We start from the raw sequence: 25,063 nt of genomic DNA on the forward strand, positions 1-25,063 counted from the left end.
GTAAAGGATGCGCATAAGCAATGCGGTTGAAAGAACCACGCACACTCAGTAAACGATCTATACTATTCTTCTCTATCATTATGCTGGCGAAAAGCTACTTTGCCTGGTACTACCTGTTCGAAGACGGGCCGACCTGGAGTACCCTGTTCAAAGAAATCCCCTTTGTCCTGATTATCTTCTGTCTGATTGAGTGGTTCGCCACAAAGCGGAAGATCGCTATTTACATGCTCGTCAACCTGCTGATCACCGTTTTATTCTTTTCACTGATTATCTATCACAATCACTTCGGAATTATTGCCACTTCTCAGGTATTCGGCCAGGCTAAACAGGTGGGTGCCGTTAAAAAGAGTATTTTCGCGGTGCTCCATCCGCAGTATATGCTGATCTTCCTGGATATTATCGTCATCAGCCTGATCATGCTCAGCCGCAAGAAGGCCGTGGCCTGGAAAAAGGCGATGTCACGCCGCAGCAACCGCAAGGTTGTCGCCGTTCTGTTCTGTATTTCACTCGTTTTCTGCATGATGAATATCTTCCCGAACAAAGCCAGTATGAACGAGACGGTTCAGGCCGAGCAGATGGGTATTCTCAATTACGAAGCCTATGCCCTGCTTGCAGATGATAAGGAGGAGCTGATCGACAGCTCGGCGATTACGCAGTCTGTCATTGATCAGACTAAAGGTATTACCGTCCGTTCTGAACCGATTCTGAATGGGGCCGCCAAGGGTAAAAACCTGGTCATTATTCAAATGGAATCCTTCCAGAATTTCCTGATCCATCTTTCCATCGACGGCAAGGAAATTACACCGAACATGAACAAGCTGGCAGACAGCAGCATCTATTTCCCGCGCTTCTTCCAGCAGGTCGGCCAAGGCAACACCTCGGACGCGGAGTTTATCGTCAACACCTCGTTCTATGTACCGCCGGACGGTCCGGCAACCGATATTTATGCGCCCAAGGAGCTTCCAAGCTTACCCAAGCTGCTGCAGGAGCAGGGCTATGACACCGCAACCTTCCATACGAATGAAGTAGATTTCTGGAACCGCGGCGAGCTGTACCGGGCGCTGGGGTTCAACCGTTATTATGATAAAGCTTTCTTTGGCGAGGAAGATACCGTTTTCTACGGCGCCTCTGATGAAGTACTCTATTCCAAAACTTCTGCAGAGCTGGCCCGGATGAATGAGAGCAGCCAGCCGTTCTATTCCCATGTCATTTCAATGTCCTCACATAATCCGTTCACGATTCCGGAGAACAAGTACCAGATGACGCTGCCGGAGCGGTATGAGGGAACCTTTGTTGGCAACTACATTCGCGCCCAGAACTACGCAGACTATGCGCTGGGACAGTTTATCGCTGAGCTCAAGGAGAACGGCGTATGGGATGACAGTCTGGTTGTGTTGTACGGTGACCACCGCGGACTGCCGATTTTCTCATTGAAGGATGAGGATAAGGTACTGCTGCAGGAGATTCTGGGAAAAGAATACACCGAGCGCGACCTGATCAACATTCCGCTGATCATTTCGTCTGCCGGGGTACCTATGGCCAGCGTACAGAACCAGTTAGGCGGTCAGGTGGACATTCTGCCGACAGTAGCCAATCTGCTTGGCCTGCCGCTCGACAATCATATTCACTTTGGCCAGGATATTCTGAACGAAAGAGAATACAACCTGCTGCCGCAGCGTTATTATCTGCCGACCGGTTCCTTCGTCAATAATGAGGAGCTGTTCCTGTCCGGCAGCGGCTTCGAGGACGGCCAGCATTACACGCTGTCCGGCGACGGCGACAAGCCGCTGCAGTCCACCGAAGACGAATTCAATTCGGCGCTGAAGCTGCTTCAGCTGTCTGACAGCTATGTGTCACAGCTTCCGGACCGTGAGATTACGGAGGAACAATAGACCATCCGCATTAAAACAGCCGCTCCTGATGGGGCGGCTGTTTGTTGTATGGGGCCTTAACGAGAAATAAGTGTATTTGCTGCAACTAAATGGGGGAAGTAAGGCCACATTTCAGGAATAAGTGTATTCCGTGCAACTAGATTGGACTAAAAATGCGATTTAGCTCAAAAGGGCCGATAATAGTTGCACCGAGTACACTTAAACCGATAAAAACTCAAAAAGTCGTTGATATAGTTGCACAAAATACAGTTATGCTGCGGGATTGCGGATTACTCCCCTCCCCAAACCTCTCTGCGCACCAGTAGTAACCGTTTCCCGGAGTATGTATAATAAAACAGCTGTTCATCAGGATTAGCATATAAATCCGCCGAAGCCGCGGGTATAATTGCAGCATCAAATGACCACAGTTCATCGCTTTTACCGGTAAAGACCGCCTCCCATGGCTTGCCGCCAGTCGCCTCGTCCGTAAAGTAAATTCCCGCCTGATCATAGCTTTCCGCAAACTGCTCCATGAGACTCCAAATATACGGCTGTACCTCACTTCTCAGCTCACCCGTTTTGTAATCCGCTGTAATCTCCTCCGTCCAGAACAGCAGACTCACCTCAAGCCACGACTCTGCCAGCTCTGAAAACACCTCAGGCGTAAGACCAACCACATAAGGCCGCACATGCAGCGAAAGCCCCTCTACAGGGACCTCCTCTGCATCCGCATTCCCGCCTTGATACATAAAACCGTTGTCCGCCACTTCCCATTTAAGTCCGCTATTGAAATAGCTGTTGTCCAAGCCTGCCCTGGAGAGGAATGCAGCAAACTGCTGTATCACCTCTTTATAGTTACTCTCATCACATTTCACATAAGTCTGAACATGCGAGTATTCCGGCATTACACTTTCCCCCTCGGCCCACCTACTCCTCCAGAACCCAATCCCTCACACGGATCCATGCCCCATCCCTGCTCTCCCGCTCAAAAGCACTGCCAACCTCTCCCTTAAACGGCTCCAGCAAACTCGGGTCCTGATCCATTATGGCATATACGTGCATCAACCGCACATTGTTGGAATTGCCCAGATACGCTTCATCTTCATCCCCGGCAAATAGCCGCCAGCCGCTATCCTGCTCCCGTTCCGGGGCCTGCCGGTACATCCAGTGCACCGCGCTGCCGGGCTCCAGGCATTTCTTTGAGACGAGCGCCATTTTCTCCCCGACCTCCAGCCACAGCGGGTCACCTTCGCGAAGAATGGTGCGGGCAATATGCTTCGGTTCAAATTGTACCGTGTCTCCAAGTTTCAGTGACTTCAGGTATTCCGGTGCATTAGTCAAAATACCGGTATAACGGCAGCTGACAGGGTCTTGTCCGGTAATCTCCACCCACATCCGTTCTGCACGCGGCCCGCCTTCTGCCGGATTCGTTAATACGAAATGCAGTCTGACCAGTCTTCCGGTCTGCTGGGAGCTTCTTTCATGCTCAGAGGGAATAAAGAACGATTCCGGGTGCAGTAGGCTGGTTTCTTCAACATTTTCTAATATCCATTCCACTCAGCATTCCTCCTTACTCGGTTATTACCCGATTTCCGCATATTCACTTGATTATTACAGCAAAATAGACCGTCAGGAACAAACAAGCTCATTTTACTCATCTTATGCCCCCTATGCCCCGGAATATTCAGGAATTCTGTTTATATTCATGTTCAAGCACAGAATAAAGAAAAGAATCATGCCATCCGCCTTTATGCCACATATGCTCCCGCAGATGACCTTCATAGCGCATGCCGATTTTTTGCATGACTTTGGCTGAACCGGTGTTGTCCGGCCGGCAGGTGGCGTAAATCCGGTGCAGCGCAAATTCACCGAATCCGAGATGGAGCAGCGCAGCAGCAGCTTCACTCGTGTATCCCTTTTTCCAGAAAAGAGGGTTAAAGCAATAGCCGATCTCCCCTTGGCGGGGCTCGCTGAGATGAATCCCGCAGCCGCCCATCAACTGACCGGTAGCCTTCAGCACAACTGCAAACTCGTAATCACGGCGCGGCGACTGCTTCTGCAGCTCCATTGTCATGTTAATATAATCTTTTGTCTCGGCTTCCGTATTCGGGCCCCAGATCATATACTTGGCTACCAGCGGGTCTGATGCATAGGCATGGACCTCTTCATAATCCTCATATTCAAACTCCCTGATCAATAACCGTTCCGTCTCAAGCTGCATGCTATGCCACATCCTTTTCTACAGGGGTAACCGACTTTGTTATATTCTCTCAGAAATACAAAAAAGCCACAATGAAAAGCATTGCGGCCGGCTTCCTTTTGTATTAAGCTACGTGCTTTATTTCCGCCAGAAGGTGGCGCAGTCTGCTTTATCCAGAATGTTAAATTCGATCATTTCTTCAAGCAGGGAGTAGTCAACCGGACTTTCCCACTTTATCCGCAGCAGCTGCTTCGTATGGTCATAGCCGGCTTGTACGATCCTCTCGGAGAACCGGTTAATTCCCGCTACCTCCGGGGCTACCGCCATATGCTGCTTGGATACACTAAAACCGATAATATAGGTGCCATGATCGGTGAACATCGGCTGATTCCAGGCTATTTTGGGCTCCAGCTCAGGATAACGTCCGGCTACCCAGCTAAGCACCTCTTCCGTCCGTGTACGGTGTGCAGGATTCTTGATCCCGTCCAGGTATTCTGCAAAAACCTCCATGCTGTTCCTCCTGTCTCTCAACTGCCTTTATCTTGGTTTCAACTATATCGAATACAAGCTGGTTAGTCAAAAAAACGCCACATATCCAGCTATGCAGCTAATGCAGGGAGTTTAGCCTAATTCCTTACTTTTAACAGTAAAGCCGCGTACCTTCATCCATTTGCCGCCGACGGCTTCATCGACTGAGCCGTTTTTGGTCCGGACACAGAATTTATGTGACGTTCCCCGGTCGAAGCCCGTCGCCTCAAACAGCAGATCATCGCCAGCCATCCCCTTGTAATATACCTGCTTCAGCCCGAGCCTGTTCAGAAGCTCCTGCTTCACACTTTCCAGATATGCTCTTGAATATTCCTTTGCCATGATGATTCCTCCCGCGATGTTCATTCGTTCATTCATTCGTTCATTCGTCACTGAACAGCTCCCGCAAAACCGCATTCCGGTTCTCCAGAAACTGTCTCGTAATGATGTAGTGCATTGTATCTTCGTACCGGATCTCTCCGGCAGGATGGCTGTCAAAGTTCAGAATCTGCGAACCCGGATAACCGAGCAGAATCGGCGAATGGGTTGCGATGATAAACTGGGCTTCCTTCTCCAGATCCTTGATGATGCGCAGCAATGACAGCTGTCTTGCGGGGGATAACGCGGCTTCGGGCTCGTCCAGCAGATAGATCGCTTTTTTCCCGAACCGGTTAGTAAAAAGGGACAAAAAGGCCTCCCCGTGCGACTGCTTATGCAGCGACTGCCCCCCGTAATACCGCAGGCTCTCAGGCATCGTATCCAGATGGGAGGCAAAATGGTAAAAGGTCTCCGCCCGCAGAAAAAATCCGTTCGTAATCTTCGGCAGCCAGGATAAGCGGATGTGTTCGCCCAGTGCCGAATGCGAAGCATCTACCTCATAGGCATTGTTCCGGCCGCCGCCGGCCGTATTGAAGCCGCACTGGTAGGCAACCGCCTCCAGCAGAGTGGATTTGCCTGACCCGTTCTCTCCGACCAGAAACGTTACATTGTTCTTAAATTCAAGCCGCTCAAGATTCTTCAAAGCCGGGATCGAGAACGGATAACGCCGGGGCTCGGGTATATTATTCAGCATCATTTCCAGACCGCGCAGGAACAAGCAGCATCCTCTCCCAACCTGTTGTTAGTATATACCTGTTCGCTCAATCTCCGCCGGTTGCTTCATAATAGAGTCCGTCATTCTTCCGCACAAGTGTCCCGTCTTGGGTTAGCTTCATGGACTGGACATCCTTTTGTGCCGGATAGCTCAGCAGCGCCTTGGTTGTCGCTTCCCTGTCCTGCCCGTTACCAATCTGATACACCCCGATGGAATCCTCTTCCTGCTGCAAAATAAGATCATAAGTCCGGAAGCCGCCGTCTTCCCCGGCACTCTGCACCGGATATTCGGCCATGCTCTGCAGGTCCATCCAGGATATCACCGAACGGTGGATACCTGACCCGTAGGAATAAGCATACACAAGATCCTGCGTCCCGTCACCACCCACATCAAAAGGCATAACGCTCGTAACCCCATAGCCGCCAAAGCCGGTTCCCAGCACCGCAGCTTTGCCGTCTGCTACAACATAAGTGTCCAGACTGCTGCCATCCTTAAAAAGCTGGTATCCCGTCTCTTCCCACACGTCCTCCGGCGTAATTTCAGTCAGCTCACCCGAAAGTGCAGCGGTACCCGCCTTTTGTCCCAGTATCTCCCGGATAACCGCTTCAGCATCCTGAACCGACAGCTTAGCGGGCTTGGGCTCAGTATTACATGCTGTAAGCAGCAGTCCTGCCGCTATCATACACACACCTAATCCGGCAAAAGCTTTAGTCTTCATCACATTTTCACCTTCCTTATATCTTTATTGAACCAATGAACATACCCGCAGCGGTCACAGGTCAGAATATTAGCCGAACGGTTCGCAAAATCCAGATTAAAAAAGCTCAGCAAAGCCGTATTCAGCTGGGCAAAGCCATGGTCAAACCGGTCATGCCGGCAATGAACGCAGATGACACGCAGGTTGTTTACCTCATAAGGGGCCGGGGCCCGGATCTCTTTAACATTTTTATAAAACAGCTTTAAAAACCTCTTAGCACTGTTACCCATGGTAACTCCTCCTATCCGCACGTTTTCCCTTATATACGTCTCCTATATGTTGGAAGTTGCGTAAAGAGGAGCAGATTGGTTCATGCGTAGCCCTGCTCTAACTTCTTGCAATCCGCCCGGCTACCCTTTATTCTTGACAGTATTCTTAAATATCCGGGAGGCCACAAGGTGAGTACGATTCCTTTTTATATTGTAGATGTTTTTGGCGAGAAAAAATATGCCGGCAATCAGCTGGCCGTATTCCGCCATACCGCTGATCTTCCGCAGACGCTGCTGCAACAAATCGCCAATGAAACCAATTTTGCTGAAACCACGTTTATCGCGTCAGATGAGCAGGTGAACGGCGGTTATAATGTGCGGATTTTCACCCCGGATACAGAGGTGCCCTTTGCCGGTCATCCTAGTCTGGGGACGGCCTTTATTATCCAGAAGGAGATTGAGCAGCGGAGTGATCAGGAGGAACATGGAGATTCCGGCAGCACCGTTGTGCTGAATCTTGGGGTAGGGCAAATTCCTGTTGCGCCGGACAGCAGCGGCAAGCTGTGGATGAAGCAGAACCCTCCGCAATTTGGAAGAACGGCAGATGCTGCAGTGATTGCCGAAATTCTGGGCATCAGCCCGGATGAGCTGGAGCCGGATTATCCTGTCCAGGAGGTATCCACCGGCCTTGCTTCCATTATTGTGCCGCTGCGCTCGCTGGAGGCTGTGCATTCGTGCCGGATTAATCCTATTGCTTATGAGCGTTTTCTGGCGGATGCTTTTCGGGCGAACCTGCTTGTCTTTTGCAGGGAGACAGTTCATGAGGACAATGATCTTCATGTGCGGGTGTTCTGCGAGGATTCCGGATTCCCGGAGGATGCGGCTACGGGAAGCGCAAACGGCAACTTGGCGGGCTATCTGCTGAAGTATGAGGTTTTGGGCAGCAGCCGGCTGCAATACCGTGTGGAACAGGGGTACATGATCGGCAGACCGTCGTTAATTCATGTTAATGCAGAGAAAATTGATGATCAATTTGCCATTAGCGTCGGGGGACTGGTACATCAAGTTGCCAGAGGAGAATGGATTATCGAATAGGAATACAGCCGCATGAGTCTCGGAGGAGCTCATGCGGCTGCTTTATTTTACCGGAGTAACGGTTTATTATACCCTTTGTCCTCATACGGCTGCAGCTTGTCGAGCCATTGCTTCAGCATCTGCTTGCACTCCCATTTAATATCCGCCATTTCATCGGCTTCTTTCTGCTCCAGCACTTCATAGCTAAAGCTCTCCGCGCCGAGCTCCGTCCAATCCTTCTGCAGGGCTGCATTCGCAAACCGTCCCATGTCCAGCTGCATCTGGAGGGTAAACCATTTGTTCTTCAGGTTGGAGAACGAGTCGATGTAGATTTTGCCGCTGATCTTGTTGGTAATCTGGATAGCTCCCATATAGGTCTTGATCTGTTTGTATTCTTCCTGCAGCTCTTTACGTTTGCTTTTGTCCATGTGATTCTCTCCTCTCTTTAAAATGCGCTCTAATGCTTAATTTATAGGCACGTTCAGCTTTAGTAGCCCATCTCCTTGAGCACCCGTGACAGGACGCTAAGGCGTTCGCCGATCATTTCGCCGTCTTCACCCAGCGCCTGGGCAAACAGCTTAATATCGTTCCCGATCATCGGATTATCGGTACACACCGCCACATTCATCGCGTCGCCCTGCAGTCCGATCCGGTCGATCTGCGGGTTCTCCGCATCATACATATCAGGCAGCCGGTAGGCATCCTGAAAATACTGACTGCTTCTGCAGATCAGAATCGCCAGATCAAGCACCCGGTGCATCGGCAGCTCCTCCGACTGTCTTGACCACTTCTCGCCGGTATGTCTCCACACCTTGGCTGAAATATCCACCTTCCCCCGGTCATTCCACTGGGCTAACCCCAGTGACAAGCCCTGTGCATCCGTATTACCGGCATAACGTCCGTCTACCTGCTCATAATTCTCGGATACAATCACAGGCTTATGCTTCAACGTTGTTGGAATTTTCATGTTCACACGCTCCAGTTAAAAGTAGTTTGGGTTGTTGCGTTGGTATCTCAACTTTACTGATTTAGTAATTTAGTAAATTAGTAATTCCAAAATCATAATACCCCTCAATCCATGATCTGTCAATCTGCATACAAAAAAAGGAATATCCTCAGACTAGCTCCAAGGAACATTCCCCAATTTGTTATTTATTTCTCAACCCTATTATTTTGCTTGCTGACAGCAGGCTGTTTCTGCACACCTAATGGGATATCTCCCTCTATCCGGCACATAGCAGGCCTTCCCGGGCTCACTTAGTGGGATGTTTCAACCCGTTAAGCTCCATGCATCGTCTACAACGTCAATCCCCGGAACCAGCGCTGCAGCTCCTGGCCGATCAGCTGCGGGTTCTCCTCCGTCAGATGATGGAAGCCCTGCCCGATGGGGCATAAGGTCAGATTGCTAAGATTAGTCCGGCACCAGTCCACCTGAGGTCCGCGGATGGTGCAGCCCGGCTCGGCATGGAATAGCAGCTTCGGCAGCGCTGAGCCGGTGAACCAGCGGTTGCGGGCTTCCACCGCCTGCACTACCTCAGACGGTTGGCCCGCTACCGGTATCTGGTTAGGAAAGACCCACATCGGCTTACGGTCTTCCGGGTTGCGGAACGGCTCACGGTAATGCTCGTGTTCCCCGGCACTGAGCTGCCGGTTCATGATGATATGAGGCATACCTTCGACGAACACATTGTTATCGCGCATAAAAGGCCAGCCCTGCTGCGGATCACGCAGCGTCTGGAACAGCTCACGCGATTCTGCCGGCGTGAATTCCTCCCACGATGGCGTCGGGTATAGAGCCTGCGGCTCAAGCATAGCCACCGCGCGTACATTATCCGGGTGAGCTGCTGCATATGCCAAACCGATTGCCATCCCCCAGTCATGGCCGACCAGCACCAGATTGCTCAGGTCCAGCTGTCTGATGAAGCCGGTGATATATGCCGCATGCTCCGCCAGGGTGAAGCCGCATCCGGGCTTGTCCGACCGTCCCATACCTGGCAGATCCACCGCAAGGCAGCGCGCAAACGGCTGCAGATACGGGATAATGTTGCGGTACATATAGCTCCAGGTCGGATTGCCGTGCAGAAAGAGAACGGCCGGGCCCTCGCCTTCATCCACATAATGCAGATTCAGCCCGTCCACTGCAAGGTGGCGGGAGGTGTAAGGAAAACCGGTATGCAGCGGCAGCTCGTGCAGCTCATCCATATGAAACAACCCCTTCTAAGCATTATATTGATCAACTGAATCCAGCATATCAAAAATCCGGAACGCTGCACTTAGTATAGCAAAAAAGACAACCCTTCACTCTTGAAGGATTGTCTCGCTGGAGACAGCCGGCACAATCGTTTACGTCCGGCGCATATAGGCACGCACCGTTATAGGCGCAAAGACTGCCACGATCACAGCGGCGCCAATCAGGGAAAAGACAAGGTCTGAGCCTGCCGTTCCGGTATTGGTCAAATCACGGACTGCGGTGACCAGATGGGAGATCGGGTTGATAGTAACGAACCACTGCAGCCAGTCCGGCATCGTATCTGCCGGTACGAAGGCATTGGACATGAAGGTCAGCGGGAACAGCACAATCATCGAAATGCCTTGTACGCTGGAAGCCGTGCGCGCGATAACACCGAAGAAGGCAAAAATCCAGCTGATTGCCCAAGAACAGCCGATAACCAGCAACGCCGCTATAGCTACATAACCAAGGCCGCCTTCAGGACGATAGCCCATGAGATAACCCATAGTGAAGGTTAGCACCGTAGCAATCGTATAACGGACGGTATCGGCAAGCAGCGCCCCGGCCAGCGGAGCTATGCGTGAGATCGGCAGTGACTTGAAGCGGTCGAAGACCCCTTTTTCCATATCCTCACGAAGCTGCACTCCGGTTACGATGGAGGTCGTAATTACTGTCTGGACCAGAATGCCCGGAATAATGACCGGCAGATAGCTGACCACATCCCCGGAGATCGCCCCGCCGAAGATATAGGTGAACATCAGGGTGAAAATAATCGGCTGCAGCGTAACATCAAACAGCTGCTCGGGTGTACGTTTGATTTTGAGCAGCCCCCGGTAGGCCATCGTTAATGAATTACGCAACGTCTGTCCAAAGCTGGAATGGTTCTTTAGCTGGCGCTCTGCGCCCGGTTTAATGAATGTACTCATACTGCTGTCCCTCCACCTGTTTATCTTTTCCTGACGCCTGTATGGCACTTTCCCCGGTATTGCTGCCGGTAAGTGACAGAAACACCTCATCGAGGGTTGGCTTCTGTACGCTCATTTCTGACAGGGGAATCCCTGCTTCGCGGAGGGCAATCAGCAGATCGGTCACGGCATCTGCATTGCCCATTGGCGCTGTAATGGCTGACGCTTCTGCCGATATGGATGTCTGCACCTTGAGCACACGCTCGACTGTCTGCCGGGCAAGCATCATCTGATGCGGCTCCCGGACTCTGAGGTGCAGCGACGAGCTGCCGATTGAGGATTTCAGAGCATCGACGGTGCCCTCGGCAACTACCCGGCCATGGTCGATCACCGCAATCCGGTCGGCGAGCTGATCCGCTTCCTCCAGATACTGCGTCGTCAGCAGCACGGTCGAGCCCGAGCCTACCAGACGGCGGATGGTATCCCACATCTGGTTGCGGGTCCGCGGGTCCAGCCCGGTCGTCGGCTCATCCAGAAAAATCAGCGGAGGCTGCGCAATCAGGCTTGCCGCCAGATCCAGACGCCGGCGCATCCCGCCGGAGAAATTCTTCAGCGGCCGTCTGGCCGCTTCACTTAGCCCGAACTCCTCCAGCAGCTCAGCCGCCTTGCGCTTGGCCTCCGCACGGCCCAGCCCAAGCAGCCGGGAGAAAATCACCAGGTTCTCGGTGGCGCTGAGTGATTCATCGACCGAGGCATACTGTCCGGTCACCCCGATCAGCTGCCGCACAATCTGCGGCTCCTTCACTACATCATGCCCGAAGATTCTGGCATAGCCGCCGTCAGGTCTGAGCAGGGTAGCCAGCATACGGATTGCGGTTGTTTTTCCTGCGCCATTCGGCCCAAGCACACCGTAAATGGTGCCGGTAGGCACTTTCAGGTCCACTCCATCCACCGCGCGGTTATCTCCAAACCTTTTGACCAGCCCCTGTGCGTCAATCGCTAATTCAACCTGCTGCCGGGCTTTGTTCCCTTGCTGATTCATTTGCTTCTCCTCCTGTACTTCTAATATATAAGGATCTTAAATCCCTTATTTAAACTGAATGTAAACGTGTATGTATCCTTTCAGAACTTTCACTGTTGCCTCATTATACTCCCGCTCTGCGGGCCTGCTTAACGGTCTGTAAGACCATTTATAATTCCGCCTCGGGATGTAGTGACATCACTCAGCCTGTTGTATATACTAATTACGTAACTAGTTACCTTTATTTCAACAATGAGGGGGATGCGCTAATTGAATGAGAATGAACAACAAGAACAACAAGCATACATTCTTGGAACTTTACTCATGCTTGCCAACCGGATACAGGCACTGGGCGATAAGCTTGATGCGCAAATGACGACGAAGCAGTGGCTGCTGATCGCTGTTATTTTGAAGAGCGGCAATACTGCCCCTGCCTTGACCGATCTCGCAGTGATGACCGGAAGCTCCAGGCAAAATGTGAAGAAGATGGCGTTAATACTGGAGAAGCAAGGGCTGGTGGAGCTTGCTAAGGATGCACAGGATGCAAGGATTCTCCGTGTGCGGCTGACTGAGGAATGTATGGTTTATTTTGCGGGAAGAAGCAGGAAAGAGGAGAAGTTCATGGCAGCTTTGTTCAATGATTTCGACGGGGAATTGACGGGCGGTTTGTTCCGCGGATTAGCCGGGCTGAGCCGCAATATCCTCCTGATGGAAGCCGGTTCGCCTGCAGATGAAAAGGAGTAGATTATTCATGATGGTGCTGACCGTTACTGTAATCTGTATATCCGCTGCTGTACTTGTGTTTTGGCGGATTCCGTATTCCGGGACCAGAGCTGAATTTCAGAAGCTGGCCTCCGGCCTGTTGACCGGTGAACCGGCGGCAGATACCGTTTTCACTTCAAAAGATTGGACGCCGCTTCCGCCACCGGTACAGAGGTATTTCGAAACGGCGGGATTTACCGGTTACCCGAAGATGTCCGTCATGCAAGCTGAATTCCGCAACGTTAAGTTTAGCCTGGGTCCCGGCAAACCCTTTATTACCATCGGATATAATCAGGTGAATGCCGTTTCCCGGACGACAAGAATTGCTTTTATTGATACGAAGCTGTACGGCATTCCATTTCAGGGGCTAGATACCTATATAGAGGGTACAGGGGGAATGAAGGGGGTTTTGGGCAAGGTATTCACGCTCTTTAATGAACGGGGTGCTGAAATGGATCAGGCCTGTCTGGTCACCTTTCTCTCGGAAGCCTTACTGCTGCCAAGCGCTGCTCTCCAGAGCTATGTCACCTGGAAGCCGATTGATGATCTGCATGCTGAAGCTGTTATTACCCGGTACGGCAGCACGGCCGGCGGCATTTTCACTTTCCGGGAGAATGGTGAATGCCAGTCCTTTACCACAACCGAACGTACTGCTGTCGGCATGGACGGCTCCAGGCAAAAGGTACGCTGGAGCGCGTATATGGATGACTACAGCATTATTGACGGCATCCGCCAGCCTAACCGGCTTAGAGCCGTATGGCATTATGATGAGGGTGATCTCGTCTATTTTGACAGTGATAATCTCCGACTGGAATACCGTTAAGCCCTGCCCCCGGCTGTCTGCACGTGATCCTTCACCTTGCACAGCCACACCATATGCGGATTGCCGGGACCCCAGTAGTCCTGGGCGGTAACATAAGGCTCGCCGAACTTCTGCAGCCATCTCTGCTGGGCGCGCTTATAGCCGCTGTCCAGACAGAACTGCTCAATGCCCAGAGCGTCCAGCCATTCTGCCATGCTGCGGATCAGCGCCGAGCCGATTCCCCGGTTCTGAAGCTGCGGCAGCACGTAAAGACTGCCCAGCTCACCTACATCGTTCAGCCGGCCGCCGGTGCAGATCCGGATTTCTTCCCCGCAGGGTCCGAAGGATATCGTTCCGGCGGCTTCGCCGTCCAGCCTGGCCAGCAGCAGAAAGGTATCCGTACTTACACGGGAGAACGCCGCCTGGACCAGATGATTTTTACTGTCAATCTCCTGGGCTATATCCTCCCGCAGATCACCAAGCCCTTCCTGTTCAAAGGCATCCGTAATCGAAATCTCAAAAATCCGCGCTGCCGCTCCCCTGTCCCCGGCTGTTAGCTTGCTTATGGTCAGCTCATTATTCATTCTTTTCGACACCTCAGACGCAGATTAAGCATGTGCTTAAGCCTAGTGTACACAAATTCTCCGGAAATGTCGCCGGTTATGCAATCAGCCAGCCTTAGATTTCACCGCTCCGGTCAGCAAGCTCATCCCACACCGGAGTTGCGATCCCAGCCTGCTGCTTCAGCCTGTCAAAAGCGCTGTTCAGCGCCACAAGCTCTTGTGCTGAGCCGGCTACCATCCGGGCCACCGGAAGACTGTGATACAGCTTAAGGAACATATACGTAAGTTTGCGGTAAGAACGGACTGCCTTAACCTGACCCTTCGGGACTACCGAATAACCCAGCTTTTCAAGCACACTGAAGCCTTCATCCATCGCCGTTATAATCTGCTGCAGCAGCTTCTTGTTCCGCGCAAGCTTTTTAACGTCACCTTTTACAGCAAAGGTTGCCAGATTCATCGGCAGAATCGTAATAATATGGCTTTTCAGCCATGTATCCATATCCTCAAGGAAGCTCAGCTTATATTGGGTATGTGCAAAGGACCTCACCAGCATATCCTGAAAAGGAACCGCACCGCCCAGCGCTCCAAGCACCATCTGCCCGCCGGCGCGGACACAGATCATGCGGTCCTTCTCCCTCCGTCCGCCGCTCAGCTGAAATCCGAACGCTATATTTTTCTTATTTCCGCTAAGCTCCTCCAGTATTCTCTGCGTATCATGCGCCTCGGGATTATTGCCCACCAGGATAATATTGCTGCTGGCATTCGCTGCAAGCACCGGCAGGACAGCCGGAAAGTCATTGCATTTCATCACGACAAAAATAAGATCGTAATGCTCTTCCGGCGCAAGCGTGCTGATTACCTTCACTTTGTCAGTGGTCGTCTTAAGCTGAAAATAGTGGCGGATGACAAGTCCTCCCTGCTTCAGCTCTTCCGCACGGCTGCCTCTTGCCAGCATAGTCACATCATTACCGCCGCGGATCAGCACATGCGCCAGATAGCTGCCGAGTACCCCTGCGCCATAAACCAATGTCTTCATCTTAATCCCCTCTTTTTCGAACAAATGTTGTTTTTCAATCATTTGTCCAATATAATTCAGCTTATCCTTATGTTCAATTGTTAAAATCGGCGTTATTGTCGGTTACCCGACAGAATGCACGTAAATGTCCGATAACTTTATATATAGCTGAATCAAAGGGGAGTTTGCGCATGGACAGACGAGTCCGGAAAAGCCAGGAATCCATCATGGAGGCCCTGATCCGCCTGATGGCAGAAAAGGAATTCGAGAAGATTACAATTAATGAAATTGCAGAACGTGCAGACGTCAACCGCGGAACCGTCTATGCCCATTATACGGACAAGTACCACCTGCTGGACTTATGTATCGAGACCCATCTGGATCAGCTCATCGCCAGCTGCATGCCGCTGGAAGGGAATAATGAACCGCCATATCCGACAAAAGACTCGCTGCTGCGTGTATTCACTATGCTGGAGAAGCATACCGCGTTCTACACCACCCTGCTGACAAGCAAGGGGGTTCCCGCCCTGCGCAGCCGCCTGCTTGAGATGATCTGCCTGGGTATCCGGCAGCAATTTACGGAGGAGCAGTTCCCCGCAGGGGTGGATCAGGAGGTACGGATTCAATTTATGGCTTCCGCGACTGTCGGGGTCATTGAATGGTGGTTCACGAACCCGCTGCCTTATTCTGCCGAAGACATTACCGGGCAGCTGTGGGAGATGCTTGAGCAGAATCAGATGCTGCCCGGCAAACAGCTTGTCTGAGGATTAAGCCAATTTGCTGCAATAATGTACTATAGCCCGCCGCGCGTTCCGGTGTACGATTCATGTTGACTACACATCAGGAGGTCCTCATGAATCTTACCGCTTTTCTTGTATATTGCATCGTTGTCACCTTTACTCCGGGACCGACCAATATTGTCATCCTTTGCACAGTCCAGCACAACAGCCTGAAGCAGGCCATGAAATATGTATGGGGCGCAACGCTGGCTTTTGGCCTGCTGCTGGCCGCTTCCGCCCTGCTGAACCGGATGCTGGCCGGCGTGCTGCCCGGTGTTCTCACCGTAATGCAGGCCGTTGGCAGCCTGTATATGCTGTATCTGGCTTATCAGATTTACCGGATGAACACAGCGGAAGCACAGAATCACTATACATCCAGCTTTGCTTCAGGCCTGCTCATGCAGTTTATCAATCCCAAGGTGATTCTGTTTACGCTAACCGTAATTCCCGGCTATGTCCTGCCTTATTACAGCTCTCCGCCAATGCTGACCGTATTCGTCATGGTCATAACTATAATCGGGTTTTTGGCGTTTATGGCCTGGCTGGTATTCGGGGCGGTGTTCCGTGCCTTTCTGCAGGCTCACCGGCGGGCAGCGAACACGGTTATGGCACTGTTTATGATATACTCGGCTGTAATGGTTTCGGGAATTTTGTAAAGGAGGGAGGCGGAAGCTGTGGAGCAGTTTATTTATAAAAAATCAGACGATGTTCTGGCCTTATCCGCAAGCATGAGCGACTTTACGTATAAGAAGCACTGCCACGAGGAATATGCGGTCGGTGTCACTCTGCGCGGTATCCAGCAGTATCAGCTCGGCGGCAGCTTCCAGTCCTCACACCAGGGCGGGGTCATGCTGTTTAACCGGGAGCAGTATCATGACGGCAGCTCCTATGACCGGGACGGGATTGACTATATCATGCTCTATCTCCGGCCGGAGCTCGTGTCTGAGGTGCTTGGCGGCAGGGAGCTGCGCTTTGATGCTCCGATCGTGTATGACCGCGGGCTGGCCCGGCAGATTTGCGCCCTTTCCGGTGCGGTCCAGTCTGGCAGGGAGGAAGTTTTATCCGGTGAGCTGCTGCTGTCGTTGATTGAACGGCTTGCCCGGACAGCTGACGATACAGCCGCAAGCAGGGCGGGAACAGATAACCGGTTTATCGATCAGGCAAAAGAAAGGATGCTGGGCAGCCTTGGCGATGTGCTCAAGCTGGATGAGCTGTGCCTTGCGTTTGGCATGTCGAAGTTCCAGTTCATCCGCGGTTTCAAGCAGCATGCCGGCATCTCCCCCTATCAGTTTTTTCTGAATTGCAAAATCGAGCATGCCAGACGCTCCATCGAACGCACCAAAGATATCTATGCGGCAGTGGCAGATTACGGCTTCTTTGACCTTACCCACCTGAACCGCCATTTCAAAAGCATGTTCGGCATCACCGCCTATGAATATATGTCACAGCTTAGCTAAAATAAACAAAAGCTCCCCGGGAACAATGGTTACCCGCAGGAGCTTTTGCCTGTTACTCTTCGTTTTTCTTGCGCACAGGAATCCAGATTTCACTTCTGTACGCCGGCGAGGATGTATCCTTACTCTCGTTCCACAGGATCTCCGGACCCTCTGCCAGCTCATAATGCGAAGAGGGGAACCATTCGGAGTAGATTCGGCCCCATACATTCTGGAGAGTCTCCGGAAATGGGCCCACCGCTTCAAAAACCGCCCAGGTGCCCGCAGCTACATCCAGCTGTGCGAAGGTCTCCGGACATTCCAGTGTTGTGGCCACCCCGATATAGTGGTCCAGCTCTCCCTTTTCCTCCATCCGCTCTTCAGAAAAGTTAACCGAGGCACTAAGCATCCCGCGCGGAGCCGTATTGGAGAGGGCCTTGAGCTCGCTGATCATCTCCATATTCAGACTCTGCCACATGGCGGCAATCTCCGGGTTCACCCCTTCAAACACAATCGGCACACTCCGGTGCAGACCTGCTATGCGAAAGGCTTCCTTTTCTTCAATCCGGTAATTCATTTCGTTTCCTCCTCTGACCGTTAATTGGAACGTCATCCGGGGAAAGGCCTTCAGCGGCTGTCCATTTAATCTGGCTTCTGAAGGGGTCACACCATGGAACAGCTGAAATGCCTTGGTGAATGCATCGGGCGAGCTGTACCCGTAGGTTACGGCTATGTCAATAACCCGGAGCGTGCTGTGCTGCAGATCAAATGCGGCTAAAGTAAGCCGTCTGCGCCGTACATATTCAGAGAGCGGAAGCCCTGCCAAAAAGGAAAACATCCGTTTAAAATGATACTCCGAGCACATAGCCAGCCTCGCAGCTTCCCTGTAATTAATTTCGCCTACCAGCTGTTCCTCAATATAACCTAGTGCTTTGTTCATATCCTCCAGCAGATTCATGCGCCTGCCTCCTTTCCTTAGCAATAGAGTAACAAAATGAATGCGGCCCGGCCCGACAGTTGGTGCACGGAATAGACGGGTTAATGCGACTGATATCATAACGCGGCTATTATCAGTCTTGCATTACTTACGCATCAGGCTCCTGCAGTGAAATCGTGCTAAGAATATCAATGAACTGCTGCTTGCTCTTCGGGTCTTTATCCAGATTCGTAAAATCAAGAATATAGATCACTTTATCCTTAACCGAAACAACGCCGTAGTATGTATTATGAGTTCCGGTTATACCGGAGGCGGCTGTACCGTTATCGGCATCAAGGGTAATTAACCGGCATGTTCCGGCCGGAAGCTGAATCGTTTCATCGTTAATTATCGAGCTATGATTAGGCATTGCATGCTTGAATTCATAGTTCGCCTCATAGGGACTTGAAGAGATTCTTCCCGCTGCTTCTCCCCGTTCATTCATCATCAGGTAGTTCAGCTTGTCCCCTCTATCCAGCTCCCAACCGGCAGGCAGCTCAATAACGAGTGAAGACAGATCGTAGGCCTGGCTTTCTCCAGCAGAAGCTATGGCTGCCTGGCCGTCCACTTCCACCTGAACCTCCCCCTCTAATCCCGGAGAAAAACATCCCGTAAGGGCAACCAGCAGCGAGAGCGCTGCAATTATTTTTTTACTAGTAGTTAGCATAACCCTTTCATCCTCCACAGCATCTTATCTGATCATTTGGAATCATTATCCCATAGGATTTAAAAGTGTGCAGGGATAAATAACGAAGATTATTGAACAATTGCCTTATTGTCTGTTAAAAGCAAACCTTAGATTGATTTCTAATTAGATGTATGTATAATTAGATTGTATGATATTAAAAATCTTGGAGGGTTCACTAATGAGAAGCAAACTGGACAATTTTCTCGGCAAAGACCGGAAGCTGCGCAGCTGGCCGGCGAAACGCTCCAATCAGAGAATCGTAGTGGAGTATCTGAGCACGAATTTTACAGAGGGTGTGGAGTATACTGAAGCGGAGATTAACGAAATCATTAAAGAGAATCACACCTTCAATGATCACTGCTTCCTGAGAAGAGAGCTGGTAGAGAACAGGCTGCTGGGACGGACCGGGGACGGCAGCAGGTACTGGAAGCTTCCGCTGCCTGCAGACGAGAACCATGCTGAGCAATGACAGCAATAACGAAATAAGCCTGCGGCTGTCCCAAGCGGACTGCCTGCAGGCTTATACTTCACAGAATGTATGCTAAACTTTAATTTTGGCGGTATATTGGTGCACCCAGCGGAGCCGCTCCGGCACCGCCGTCAGCGCTGATGTCTGCACCTTGAATAAAGGAGGAGTCGTCAGAAGCCAGGAACAAAGCAACCTTCGCAATCTCCTCCGGTTCGCCGAGCCGGTTAAGCGGAATCGACAGTGACATGCCTGCTTCCAGCTGCGCCCAGCCTTCCGGTGTAGACTGGCCCCAGATTGGCGTACGGGTTGCGCCCGGAACAACATTGTTGACCCGGATCCCCTTCGGTGACAACTCTGCGGCCAGTACCTTAGTCATGCTGCTAACGGCTCCTTTGCTTGCCGCATAAGCCGAGCCGCCTGGTCTTCCTGCATTTGCCAATACGGATCCGGTAAGGATGACCGAAGCGCCCTTTTGCAGATATGGAAGTGCTGCTTGAACGGTGAAGAAGACACCTGTCACATTCACTCTCAGCACCTCTTCAAAAACAGACAGCTCCGTGCCGCCAAGCGGTGTTGACCCGCTGATGCCTGCATTGGCATAGACAACATCGAGTCTGCCGAATGCTTCAATGGCTGCCGCTACAGCCTTTGCCGAGCTTTCAGGGTCTGTCGCATCTGCTTGAACAGCCAGAGCAGACGCATCCCCCAACTCCTCAACAGCTGCATTCAGCGTACCCGCATTGCGTCCGGTAATTACAACTTTTGCCCCTTCCTTAACGAACAATCTGGCGGCAGCCAGACCAATACCGCTATTCCCTCCAGTGATTAAAGCTACCTTACCATCCAGCTTTCCCATCGTGAACACTCCTTTGTATTTGTAATTCATATTTTAGAATCGCTTGCAGACTAGAGGATTTCATTACGGGAACGATCGGTCTATAATGTTCAAAAAAATTTGTTTTTTGACCTCCGTTTCCCTCATCTAAGGTCAGTTTAGCATATCGGGAACGATCGGTAAATAATTATTTTTTACTTAACGTTCTTAACACTACAAGCACCAATCCGCCCATTCTGTCATACATAGTGGTAATAGGAAGGGCGGGATGCGGGTGAGGAACAACAGCGGATTTGAGCAGCGGGCCATTTTTCTGGCAGCTGTCTGCAGTCAGACGTATGTACAATTCAGTAATCCGGACGGCTTATTTGTAGTACCGCAGAATTATACGCTCAGACATACCATCTACGCCAAAGCCTTCGGCGGCAGGCGCGAACGGTTCGGCTTTATCCTGGAATCTCCGGATGAGATTATTGTTGCCTTCCGCGGCACCAGCCAGCAGGCCGACTGGATATCCGATCTGATCGCCTCGCAGCGCAGCTTCAAATATATCAAGCAGGACTGCCTGACCCACCGGGGATTCACCGACATCTACGCAACCGCCAGAAACGAGCTCATCCCGGCACTCTCTGCCCTGCCATCCTCCAAACCCTTAACCATCACCGGACATAGTCTCGGAGCAGCTCTTGCTACCCTATGTGCAGTGGATACAGCGGCCAATACCGCCTTCACTTCACCGGCGCTGTACACCTATGGTTCACCCAGAGTCGGGGACCCTGCCTTCAAAAAAGCATTCAACTCGTATATCCGTACCAGCTACCGTATCGCCAATACTTTTGACGCTGTAACCTTTGTTCCGCCTACCGTCTACAAGCTGCCCAAGCGGGATAAAAGATATTATTACAGCCATGTTCCCGAGCTTGTCACCCTCACCTTCCAGCTTGGGGCAGTCGGGCTGAATCATATCATCAGCAGCTACTTTGCCGAGCTTGCCAAGCTTGATTCGGTATATGCCGGGCAGCTGTGCCAAGCGAATCCCGGTTTCTGTCCGGGCACCATTCCTGCAGCAGTACCTGTCTCTTTAACCTGATACAGCAGGATGCCTGCCGATGAACCGTAATAGAGTTTGTCCCGCCTCCGCCGGCTGCAGCAGCCAGACATAGGCATGAATTGAATGCGTAATCCTCTCTATTTCAGCCTGCTTCACCAGACCGGCAAAGTGATCCAGGCTGCTGCGGACCCGCTCATTCTCCCACTCTGCTTCACTCGGCAGAAACAGCACCGGGCATCGAACCTGCCGGTAATATTCCTCAAATTTTGAATCCCAGAATTTCTGAATATACTCTGTGCGTACACGGTTCAGGTAGCAGTAGGTATATCTCCCGTCTTCCAGCTGCTGCAGACTGTTCTCATAGAACGGCTGGAAATGCGCATTCCACAGCCCTTCACTTTCCAGCCCGGCACGCTCTTCAGCGACATACTCCTCCCTGCTCATAAATACAGGTTCCTGCATTTCTGCCAGCTCAGCCCGCAAAATCTCTTTCTTCTGTTCAATCTCCTCGGGTGTCCCGTCAAACAAACCGTGCTCACCAAACTCATTGCAGAGTGCGCCTTCGCAGATTAGGGACTGGACAAGCTCCGGATGTGCGGCAGCCAGGCTTAGGCCGATCTCCGCCCCCATCGAGCTGCCGACAACATGACAACGCTCCACCTGCAGCTCCCGCAGCAGCAGATACAGATCCTGTGCCATATCATCTATATGATAGCCGGTCTGGGGCTTATCTGATTTGCCGTGTCCCCGCAAGTCCGGTGCGATGATGCTGTACCGCTCCGCAAACTGCGGGAGCACACCGTTCCACATATGCAGATTGCCGCCGCTGAAGTGGAGGAACAGCACCGTTTCCTTGCCCTCTTGTATTGAATGCATTACGTTTAGCCCGATTTGGCCCAGTTGAATGATTTCCTCAATCATAATGATGTACCTCCTATGTACGGCTTGCTTATGCACCGTTTGAAGATTTTGTATCGCCGGCGTATCTCGTAAAGATATGTAATATCCGGGAACCTGTCAACGATATTTCTTCTATACCCGGCACAAAAAGGCAGCTCAGCATCCGCATGGTGCGGGCTGAGCTGCCTTTTTACATCAGGATCATTTACAGTGAATCTTTGATCACACGCTTGTAATACAGCACAGACAGGAAGCCAAAGATGGAATACAGCACTGTGTACAGCACCATCACCAGAATCATCGGCGTCAGCATTTCCGTACCGAAGAAGAACCAGCCGGATTTGACTGCAAAATAGCTGTGGCTGAGGCCGATTACAAGCGGGATACCGAAGTTGAACAGCTGCTTGAACTGGATACCGCGCAGCAGATCGCCCTGAGTAAAGCCCAGCTTGCGCAGAATGGTATAGCCGCCCTTTTCCTCTTCACCTTCATCCATCTGCTTGAAGTACAGAATGCAGCCCGAGGTAATCAGGAAGGTCAGGCCGAGAAAGCCGACAATGAACATGATCAGGCCCATGTTGCTCCGCTGTTCCAGCTCATACTCATATTGGGAGAAGCTCGGCTGCTCCGGCTTCTGCTCCAAGAAAATCTCATTGGCTTCAGCACGCTGTGAGCGGTCGGCCAGCTCGATTCCGTAATACTCTCTTTTCCCTTCACCTCTTTGTACCTTTGGATTTTGGGCTTGGACAAATTCCTCGTACCTGCTCTCATCCACCACAAAAATGGCACCGCCCCCGCCATAGTAATAGGGTAGAACAGCTTCCGAAGAGTTGCCTTGAACCTGCAGGCTGACCTTTCCGTTTAACGTGTCAAATATCACTTCACCCGTTTCGCTAAGCGACATGAACTGCTGCAGTGCCCCTCCGTAGCCGACAATTGTCGTTTCGTCCGGCTGCAGATCCATACCGCCGAAATCCTTTTCGCTGAGAACAGCCGTTAGAAGCAGACGGTCATCCGGGGATTTGAAAGCAGACTTGTCCATGATACCGCTGGCATCCACTTCCATCATAATGGGCTTCATGTAAATCTCATTGTATTTAATCTGCTGCGCATCCAGCGCCTGGACAAACTTCTCCTTCGCCTCGACCCGTGCAAACCCGAAATCATGCGGTGAACTCTCTTTAGCAGTCGCCTCCGCAGAATAATAAGAGATATAGCTGAGGGATAGCAGTCCGATAGCCAGCGCCGAAACGGTAGTGATAATCGTCAGCAGCAGCGCGTTCGATTTCATCCGGAACATGATCGAGGACAGCGAGAGCACCTCATTGATCGACAGGTAGCCCTGCTTGCTCTTGCGGATGGCATTGAACAGGAAGCTGACCGACCCTTTATAGAACAGGTAGGTTCCAATAATGACCAGGGCCAGAATCGTAATCATCGCCGTCATCAGCTCGGACATTTCTGTATATTTGCCGCTGAACAGCTGGGTTGAAATGTAATAGCCGCCCCCGACAAAAGCGATGCCAAGGAGTCCGAGAACAATCTCCCACAGCGGCATTTTGCGGATGCGCGTCTGCGTGGTTGCATTGACTTTGAACAGGGACAGGATGCTTTGCCCTTTGATAAACGTATAGTTCATCAGCATAATCAGCACATAGATCGCCGCAAAAACGATGATCGTCCGCACCAGCGCCTCAGACGAGAACCGCAGCTCGGCCATCGCGTCAATCTCCAGGATTTTGAACAGGATCATCAGAATCAGGCGCGACATGGCAAATCCGGCGGCAATCCCGGCAACCATTGATCCGAAGTAGAGCATCAGGTTCTCGGCACTCAGCAGTCTGAAGATTTTGCCTTTGGTGAGTCCGATCAGCTGGAACAATCCGATCTCCCGGCTGCGCCGTTTAATAAAGATCGTATTCGCATACAGCAGGAAGATCGCAACGATCGCAACCAGCAGGATCGAAGAGGTTCCAATGGCTGCGCCGCCCTTTACCGAACCGGCAACCTCGTCCATGGAAGGATCAAACTGCAGGGTAACAAAGGAAAAATACAGCGCCACACTGAAAATAAGCGCGAAGACGTACAGGTAATAGTTTTTAAGGTTCTTTTTGAGATTGCGGTACACAATATAATTCAGGTTCATGACTGGACACCGCCCAGTACCCCCTGGGTTTTGATAATATCGTTGAAGAAGGACTGCCGCGGTTCATCCCCCTTGTTCAGCTGGGTGTAAATCTGCCCGTCGCGGATAAAAACGACCCGGCTGCAATAGCTTGCCGCCACTGGATCATGCGTAACCATCACAATGGTCGCCTGGCGTCCCCGGTTCATGTCCGACAGCTTGTTCAGCAGGTCAGAGGCGGATTTGGAATCCAGCGCCCCGGTCGGTTCATCGGCAAAAATAATGCTTGGCTCATGCACGAACGCCCGCGCCGCTGAAGTCCGCTGCTTCTGCCCGCCGGAAATCTCCGCCGGATATTTATTTTGCAGCTCGGCAATCCCCAGCTCGCCGGCAACCTGGGCAAACCGCTGATGCGCTTCCTTCTTGGAGATTCCGGTGATCGAGAGCGGCAGCAGCACATTTTCTTTAACGGTCAATGTATCAAGCAGGTTATACTCCTGAAAAATAAACCCCAGATGATGCTTGCGGAACTCCGCCAGCTGCTTCTCCTTCATTCCGGTGAATTCCTTGCCTTCAATTTCAATTGTCCCCTGGCTGACCCGGTCGATGGAGGACAGCACATTCAGCAGGGTTGTTTTGCCTGAACCGGACGCACCCATTATGCCGACGAACTCGCCTTTATCCACCTGCAGGTCGATCCCCTTCAATACTTCCTGCTTGTTGAATTTATTTCCGTAGGTTTTGTAAATTTTATTGGCTTGTAAAATGACCACTTCG

General features: G+C 51.6%; 30 protein-coding genes. 9 read left to right on the forward strand and 21 right to left on the reverse strand.

Translation table 11 applies throughout. The features are described from left to right. Positions 1-20: 20 nt before the first annotated feature. A complete protein-coding gene (locus R70331_RS18660; protein WP_042177827.1) occupies positions 21-1,892 on the forward strand; it encodes an LTA synthase family protein in 1,872 nt (623 codons plus the stop codon). A gap of 269 nt (positions 1,893-2,161) precedes the next feature. On the opposite strand, the gene R70331_RS18665 is transcribed toward R70331_RS18660, so the two are convergent. From R70331_RS18665 to R70331_RS18700, 8 genes are all read right to left on the reverse strand, one after another. Continuing rightward, the gene (locus tag R70331_RS18665) at positions 2,162-2,776 is read right to left on the reverse strand and encodes a hypothetical protein (protein ID WP_042177830.1); all 615 of its coding nucleotides are present in this window, start codon (positions 2,774-2,776) and stop codon (positions 2,162-2,164) included. 22 nt (positions 2,777-2,798) lie between these two features. Then, complete coding sequence (locus tag R70331_RS18670) at positions 2,799-3,428, reverse strand: immunity protein Imm33 domain-containing protein (protein WP_052419113.1); 630 nt, start codon at positions 3,426-3,428, stop codon at positions 2,799-2,801. 127 nt (positions 3,429-3,555) lie between these two features. Then, a complete protein-coding gene (locus tag R70331_RS18675; protein ID WP_042177832.1) occupies positions 3,556-4,092 on the reverse strand; it encodes a GNAT family N-acetyltransferase in 537 nt (178 codons plus the stop codon). Positions 4,093-4,209: 117 nt separating this feature from the next. Next, entirely contained in the window at positions 4,210-4,581 is a 372-nt protein-coding gene (locus tag R70331_RS18680) for an iron chaperone (protein WP_042177834.1), read from the reverse strand. A gap of 111 nt (positions 4,582-4,692) precedes the next feature. Then, a complete protein-coding gene (locus R70331_RS18685; protein ID WP_039874536.1) occupies positions 4,693-4,941 on the reverse strand; it encodes a hypothetical protein in 249 nt (82 codons plus the stop codon). Between the two features lie 40 nt (positions 4,942-4,981). After that, a complete protein-coding gene (locus tag R70331_RS18690) occupies positions 4,982-5,695 on the reverse strand; it encodes an AAA family ATPase (protein WP_042177836.1) in 714 nt (237 codons plus the stop codon). Positions 5,696-5,738: 43 nt separating this feature from the next. Continuing rightward, complete coding sequence (locus R70331_RS18695; RefSeq protein WP_156131161.1) at positions 5,739-6,413, reverse strand: hypothetical protein; 675 nt, start codon at positions 6,411-6,413, stop codon at positions 5,739-5,741. Beyond that, positions 6,410-6,679 (reverse strand): hypothetical protein, encoded by a 270-nt coding sequence (locus R70331_RS18700; RefSeq protein ID WP_197071349.1) that lies wholly within the window; start codon positions 6,677-6,679, stop codon positions 6,410-6,412. Before R70331_RS18700 ends, R70331_RS18695 begins: the two co-directional genes overlap by 4 nt. A gap of 168 nt (positions 6,680-6,847) precedes the next feature. On the opposite strand from R70331_RS18700, the gene R70331_RS18705 reads away from it, so the two are divergent. After that, positions 6,848-7,753, forward strand: coding sequence for a PhzF family phenazine biosynthesis protein (locus R70331_RS18705; RefSeq protein WP_042177839.1), 906 nt, complete (start codon positions 6,848-6,850; stop codon positions 7,751-7,753). A 47-nt stretch (positions 7,754-7,800) separates the two neighbouring features. Here R70331_RS18705 and R70331_RS18710 read toward each other — a convergent pair whose 3' ends face one another. From R70331_RS18710 to R70331_RS18730, 5 genes are all read right to left on the reverse strand, one after another. Then, complete coding sequence (locus R70331_RS18710; RefSeq protein ID WP_042177841.1) at positions 7,801-8,160, reverse strand: GIY-YIG nuclease family protein; 360 nt, start codon at positions 8,158-8,160, stop codon at positions 7,801-7,803. A gap of 59 nt (positions 8,161-8,219) precedes the next feature. Beyond that, a complete protein-coding gene (locus R70331_RS18715; protein ID WP_042177843.1) occupies positions 8,220-8,699 on the reverse strand; it encodes a DUF6530 family protein in 480 nt (159 codons plus the stop codon). A 329-nt stretch (positions 8,700-9,028) separates the two neighbouring features. Continuing rightward, the gene (locus tag R70331_RS18720; protein ID WP_042177845.1) at positions 9,029-9,934 is read right to left on the reverse strand and encodes a haloalkane dehalogenase; all 906 of its coding nucleotides are present in this window, start codon (positions 9,932-9,934) and stop codon (positions 9,029-9,031) included. Between the two features lie 141 nt (positions 9,935-10,075). Then, on the reverse strand, positions 10,076-10,888 hold the full coding sequence (locus tag R70331_RS18725; protein WP_042177847.1) for an ABC transporter permease: 813 nt from the start codon (positions 10,886-10,888) through the stop codon (positions 10,076-10,078). After that, entirely contained in the window at positions 10,872-11,909 is a 1,038-nt protein-coding gene (locus tag R70331_RS18730; RefSeq protein WP_042177849.1) for a daunorubicin resistance protein DrrA family ABC transporter ATP-binding protein, read from the reverse strand. The genes R70331_RS18725 and R70331_RS18730 overlap by 17 nt, the downstream gene beginning before the upstream one ends. 249 nt (positions 11,910-12,158) lie before the next feature. Between R70331_RS18730 and R70331_RS18735 the strand changes: the two genes are divergently transcribed. Together R70331_RS18735 and R70331_RS18740 are read left to right on the forward strand one after the other, a co-directional pair. After that, a complete protein-coding gene (locus tag R70331_RS18735; protein WP_231576314.1) occupies positions 12,159-12,632 on the forward strand; it encodes a MarR family winged helix-turn-helix transcriptional regulator in 474 nt (157 codons plus the stop codon). Between the two features lie 7 nt (positions 12,633-12,639). Further along, positions 12,640-13,473 (forward strand): DUF6544 family protein, encoded by an 834-nt coding sequence (locus R70331_RS18740; protein WP_052419114.1) that lies wholly within the window; start codon positions 12,640-12,642, stop codon positions 13,471-13,473. On the opposite strand, the gene R70331_RS18745 is transcribed toward R70331_RS18740, so the two are convergent. Further along, positions 13,470-14,036: a GNAT family N-acetyltransferase gene (locus tag R70331_RS18745; RefSeq protein ID WP_042177853.1), complete on the reverse strand. Its 567-nt coding sequence runs from the start codon at positions 14,034-14,036 to the stop codon at positions 13,470-13,472. The two genes, R70331_RS18740 and R70331_RS18745, sit on opposite strands and share 4 nt — an antisense overlap. Before the next feature lie 94 nt (positions 14,037-14,130). Then, the gene (locus tag R70331_RS18750; protein ID WP_042177855.1) at positions 14,131-15,051 is read right to left on the reverse strand and encodes a ketopantoate reductase family protein; all 921 of its coding nucleotides are present in this window, start codon (positions 15,049-15,051) and stop codon (positions 14,131-14,133) included. Between the two features lie 170 nt (positions 15,052-15,221). On the opposite strand from R70331_RS18750, the gene R70331_RS18755 reads away from it, so the two are divergent. From R70331_RS18755 to R70331_RS18765, 3 genes are all read left to right on the forward strand, one after another. Continuing rightward, the gene (locus R70331_RS18755; protein WP_042177857.1) at positions 15,222-15,794 is read left to right on the forward strand and encodes a TetR/AcrR family transcriptional regulator; all 573 of its coding nucleotides are present in this window, start codon (positions 15,222-15,224) and stop codon (positions 15,792-15,794) included. A gap of 89 nt (positions 15,795-15,883) precedes the next feature. Continuing rightward, positions 15,884-16,465 carry a LysE family translocator gene (locus R70331_RS18760; RefSeq protein WP_042177859.1) on the forward strand — a complete coding sequence of 194 codons (582 nt, stop codon included), beginning with the start codon at positions 15,884-15,886 and terminating at the stop codon, positions 16,463-16,465. Positions 16,466-16,483: 18 nt separating this feature from the next. Beyond that, positions 16,484-17,266 carry a helix-turn-helix transcriptional regulator gene (locus R70331_RS18765; protein WP_042177861.1) on the forward strand — a complete coding sequence of 261 codons (783 nt, stop codon included), beginning with the start codon at positions 16,484-16,486 and terminating at the stop codon, positions 17,264-17,266. Positions 17,267-17,318: 52 nt separating this feature from the next. Here the strand turns inward: R70331_RS18765 and R70331_RS18770 are convergent, their stop codons facing one another. After that, positions 17,319-18,200: an AraC family transcriptional regulator gene (locus tag R70331_RS18770; protein ID WP_042177863.1), complete on the reverse strand. Its 882-nt coding sequence runs from the start codon at positions 18,198-18,200 to the stop codon at positions 17,319-17,321. Positions 18,201-18,327: 127 nt separating this feature from the next. Beyond that, entirely contained in the window at positions 18,328-18,885 is a 558-nt protein-coding gene (locus tag R70331_RS18775) for a hypothetical protein (protein ID WP_042177865.1), read from the reverse strand. A gap of 199 nt (positions 18,886-19,084) precedes the next feature. Here R70331_RS18775 and R70331_RS18780 point away from each other — a divergent pair, with 199 nt between their 5' ends. Beyond that, complete coding sequence (locus R70331_RS18780) at positions 19,085-19,375, forward strand: DUF2087 domain-containing protein (RefSeq protein WP_052419115.1); 291 nt, start codon at positions 19,085-19,087, stop codon at positions 19,373-19,375. A gap of 79 nt (positions 19,376-19,454) precedes the next feature. Here the strand turns inward: R70331_RS18780 and R70331_RS18785 are convergent, their stop codons facing one another. Further along, positions 19,455-20,231, reverse strand: a complete 777-nt coding sequence (locus R70331_RS18785) for an SDR family NAD(P)-dependent oxidoreductase (RefSeq protein WP_042177869.1) — start codon at positions 20,229-20,231, stop codon at positions 19,455-19,457. Between the two features lie 253 nt (positions 20,232-20,484). On the opposite strand from R70331_RS18785, the gene R70331_RS18790 reads away from it, so the two are divergent. Continuing rightward, positions 20,485-21,300, forward strand: a complete 816-nt coding sequence (locus R70331_RS18790) for a lipase family protein (RefSeq protein WP_442950552.1) — start codon at positions 20,485-20,487, stop codon at positions 21,298-21,300. Here R70331_RS18790 and R70331_RS30595 read toward each other — a convergent pair. The 3 genes from R70331_RS30595 to R70331_RS18805 all read right to left on the reverse strand — a co-directional run bounded on the left by R70331_RS30595 (position 21,292) and on the right by R70331_RS18805 (position 25,059). Then, a complete protein-coding gene (locus R70331_RS30595) occupies positions 21,292-22,182 on the reverse strand; it encodes an alpha/beta fold hydrolase (RefSeq protein ID WP_052419116.1) in 891 nt (296 codons plus the stop codon). The genes R70331_RS18790 and R70331_RS30595 overlap by 9 nt on opposite strands. Before the next feature lie 184 nt (positions 22,183-22,366). Continuing rightward, the gene (locus R70331_RS18800) at positions 22,367-24,307 is read right to left on the reverse strand and encodes an FtsX-like permease family protein (protein WP_042177873.1); all 1,941 of its coding nucleotides are present in this window, start codon (positions 24,305-24,307) and stop codon (positions 22,367-22,369) included. After that, complete coding sequence (locus R70331_RS18805; protein WP_042177875.1) at positions 24,304-25,059, reverse strand: ABC transporter ATP-binding protein; 756 nt, start codon at positions 25,057-25,059, stop codon at positions 24,304-24,306. The genes R70331_RS18800 and R70331_RS18805 overlap by 4 nt, the downstream gene beginning before the upstream one ends. Positions 25,060-25,063: the final 4 nt, after the last annotated feature.

Origin of the sequence: Paenibacillus sp. FSL R7-0331 (assembly GCF_000758645.1) — a bacterium.
Classification (GTDB): domain Bacteria; phylum Bacillota; class Bacilli; order Paenibacillales; family Paenibacillaceae; genus Paenibacillus_AQ; species Paenibacillus_AQ camerounensis.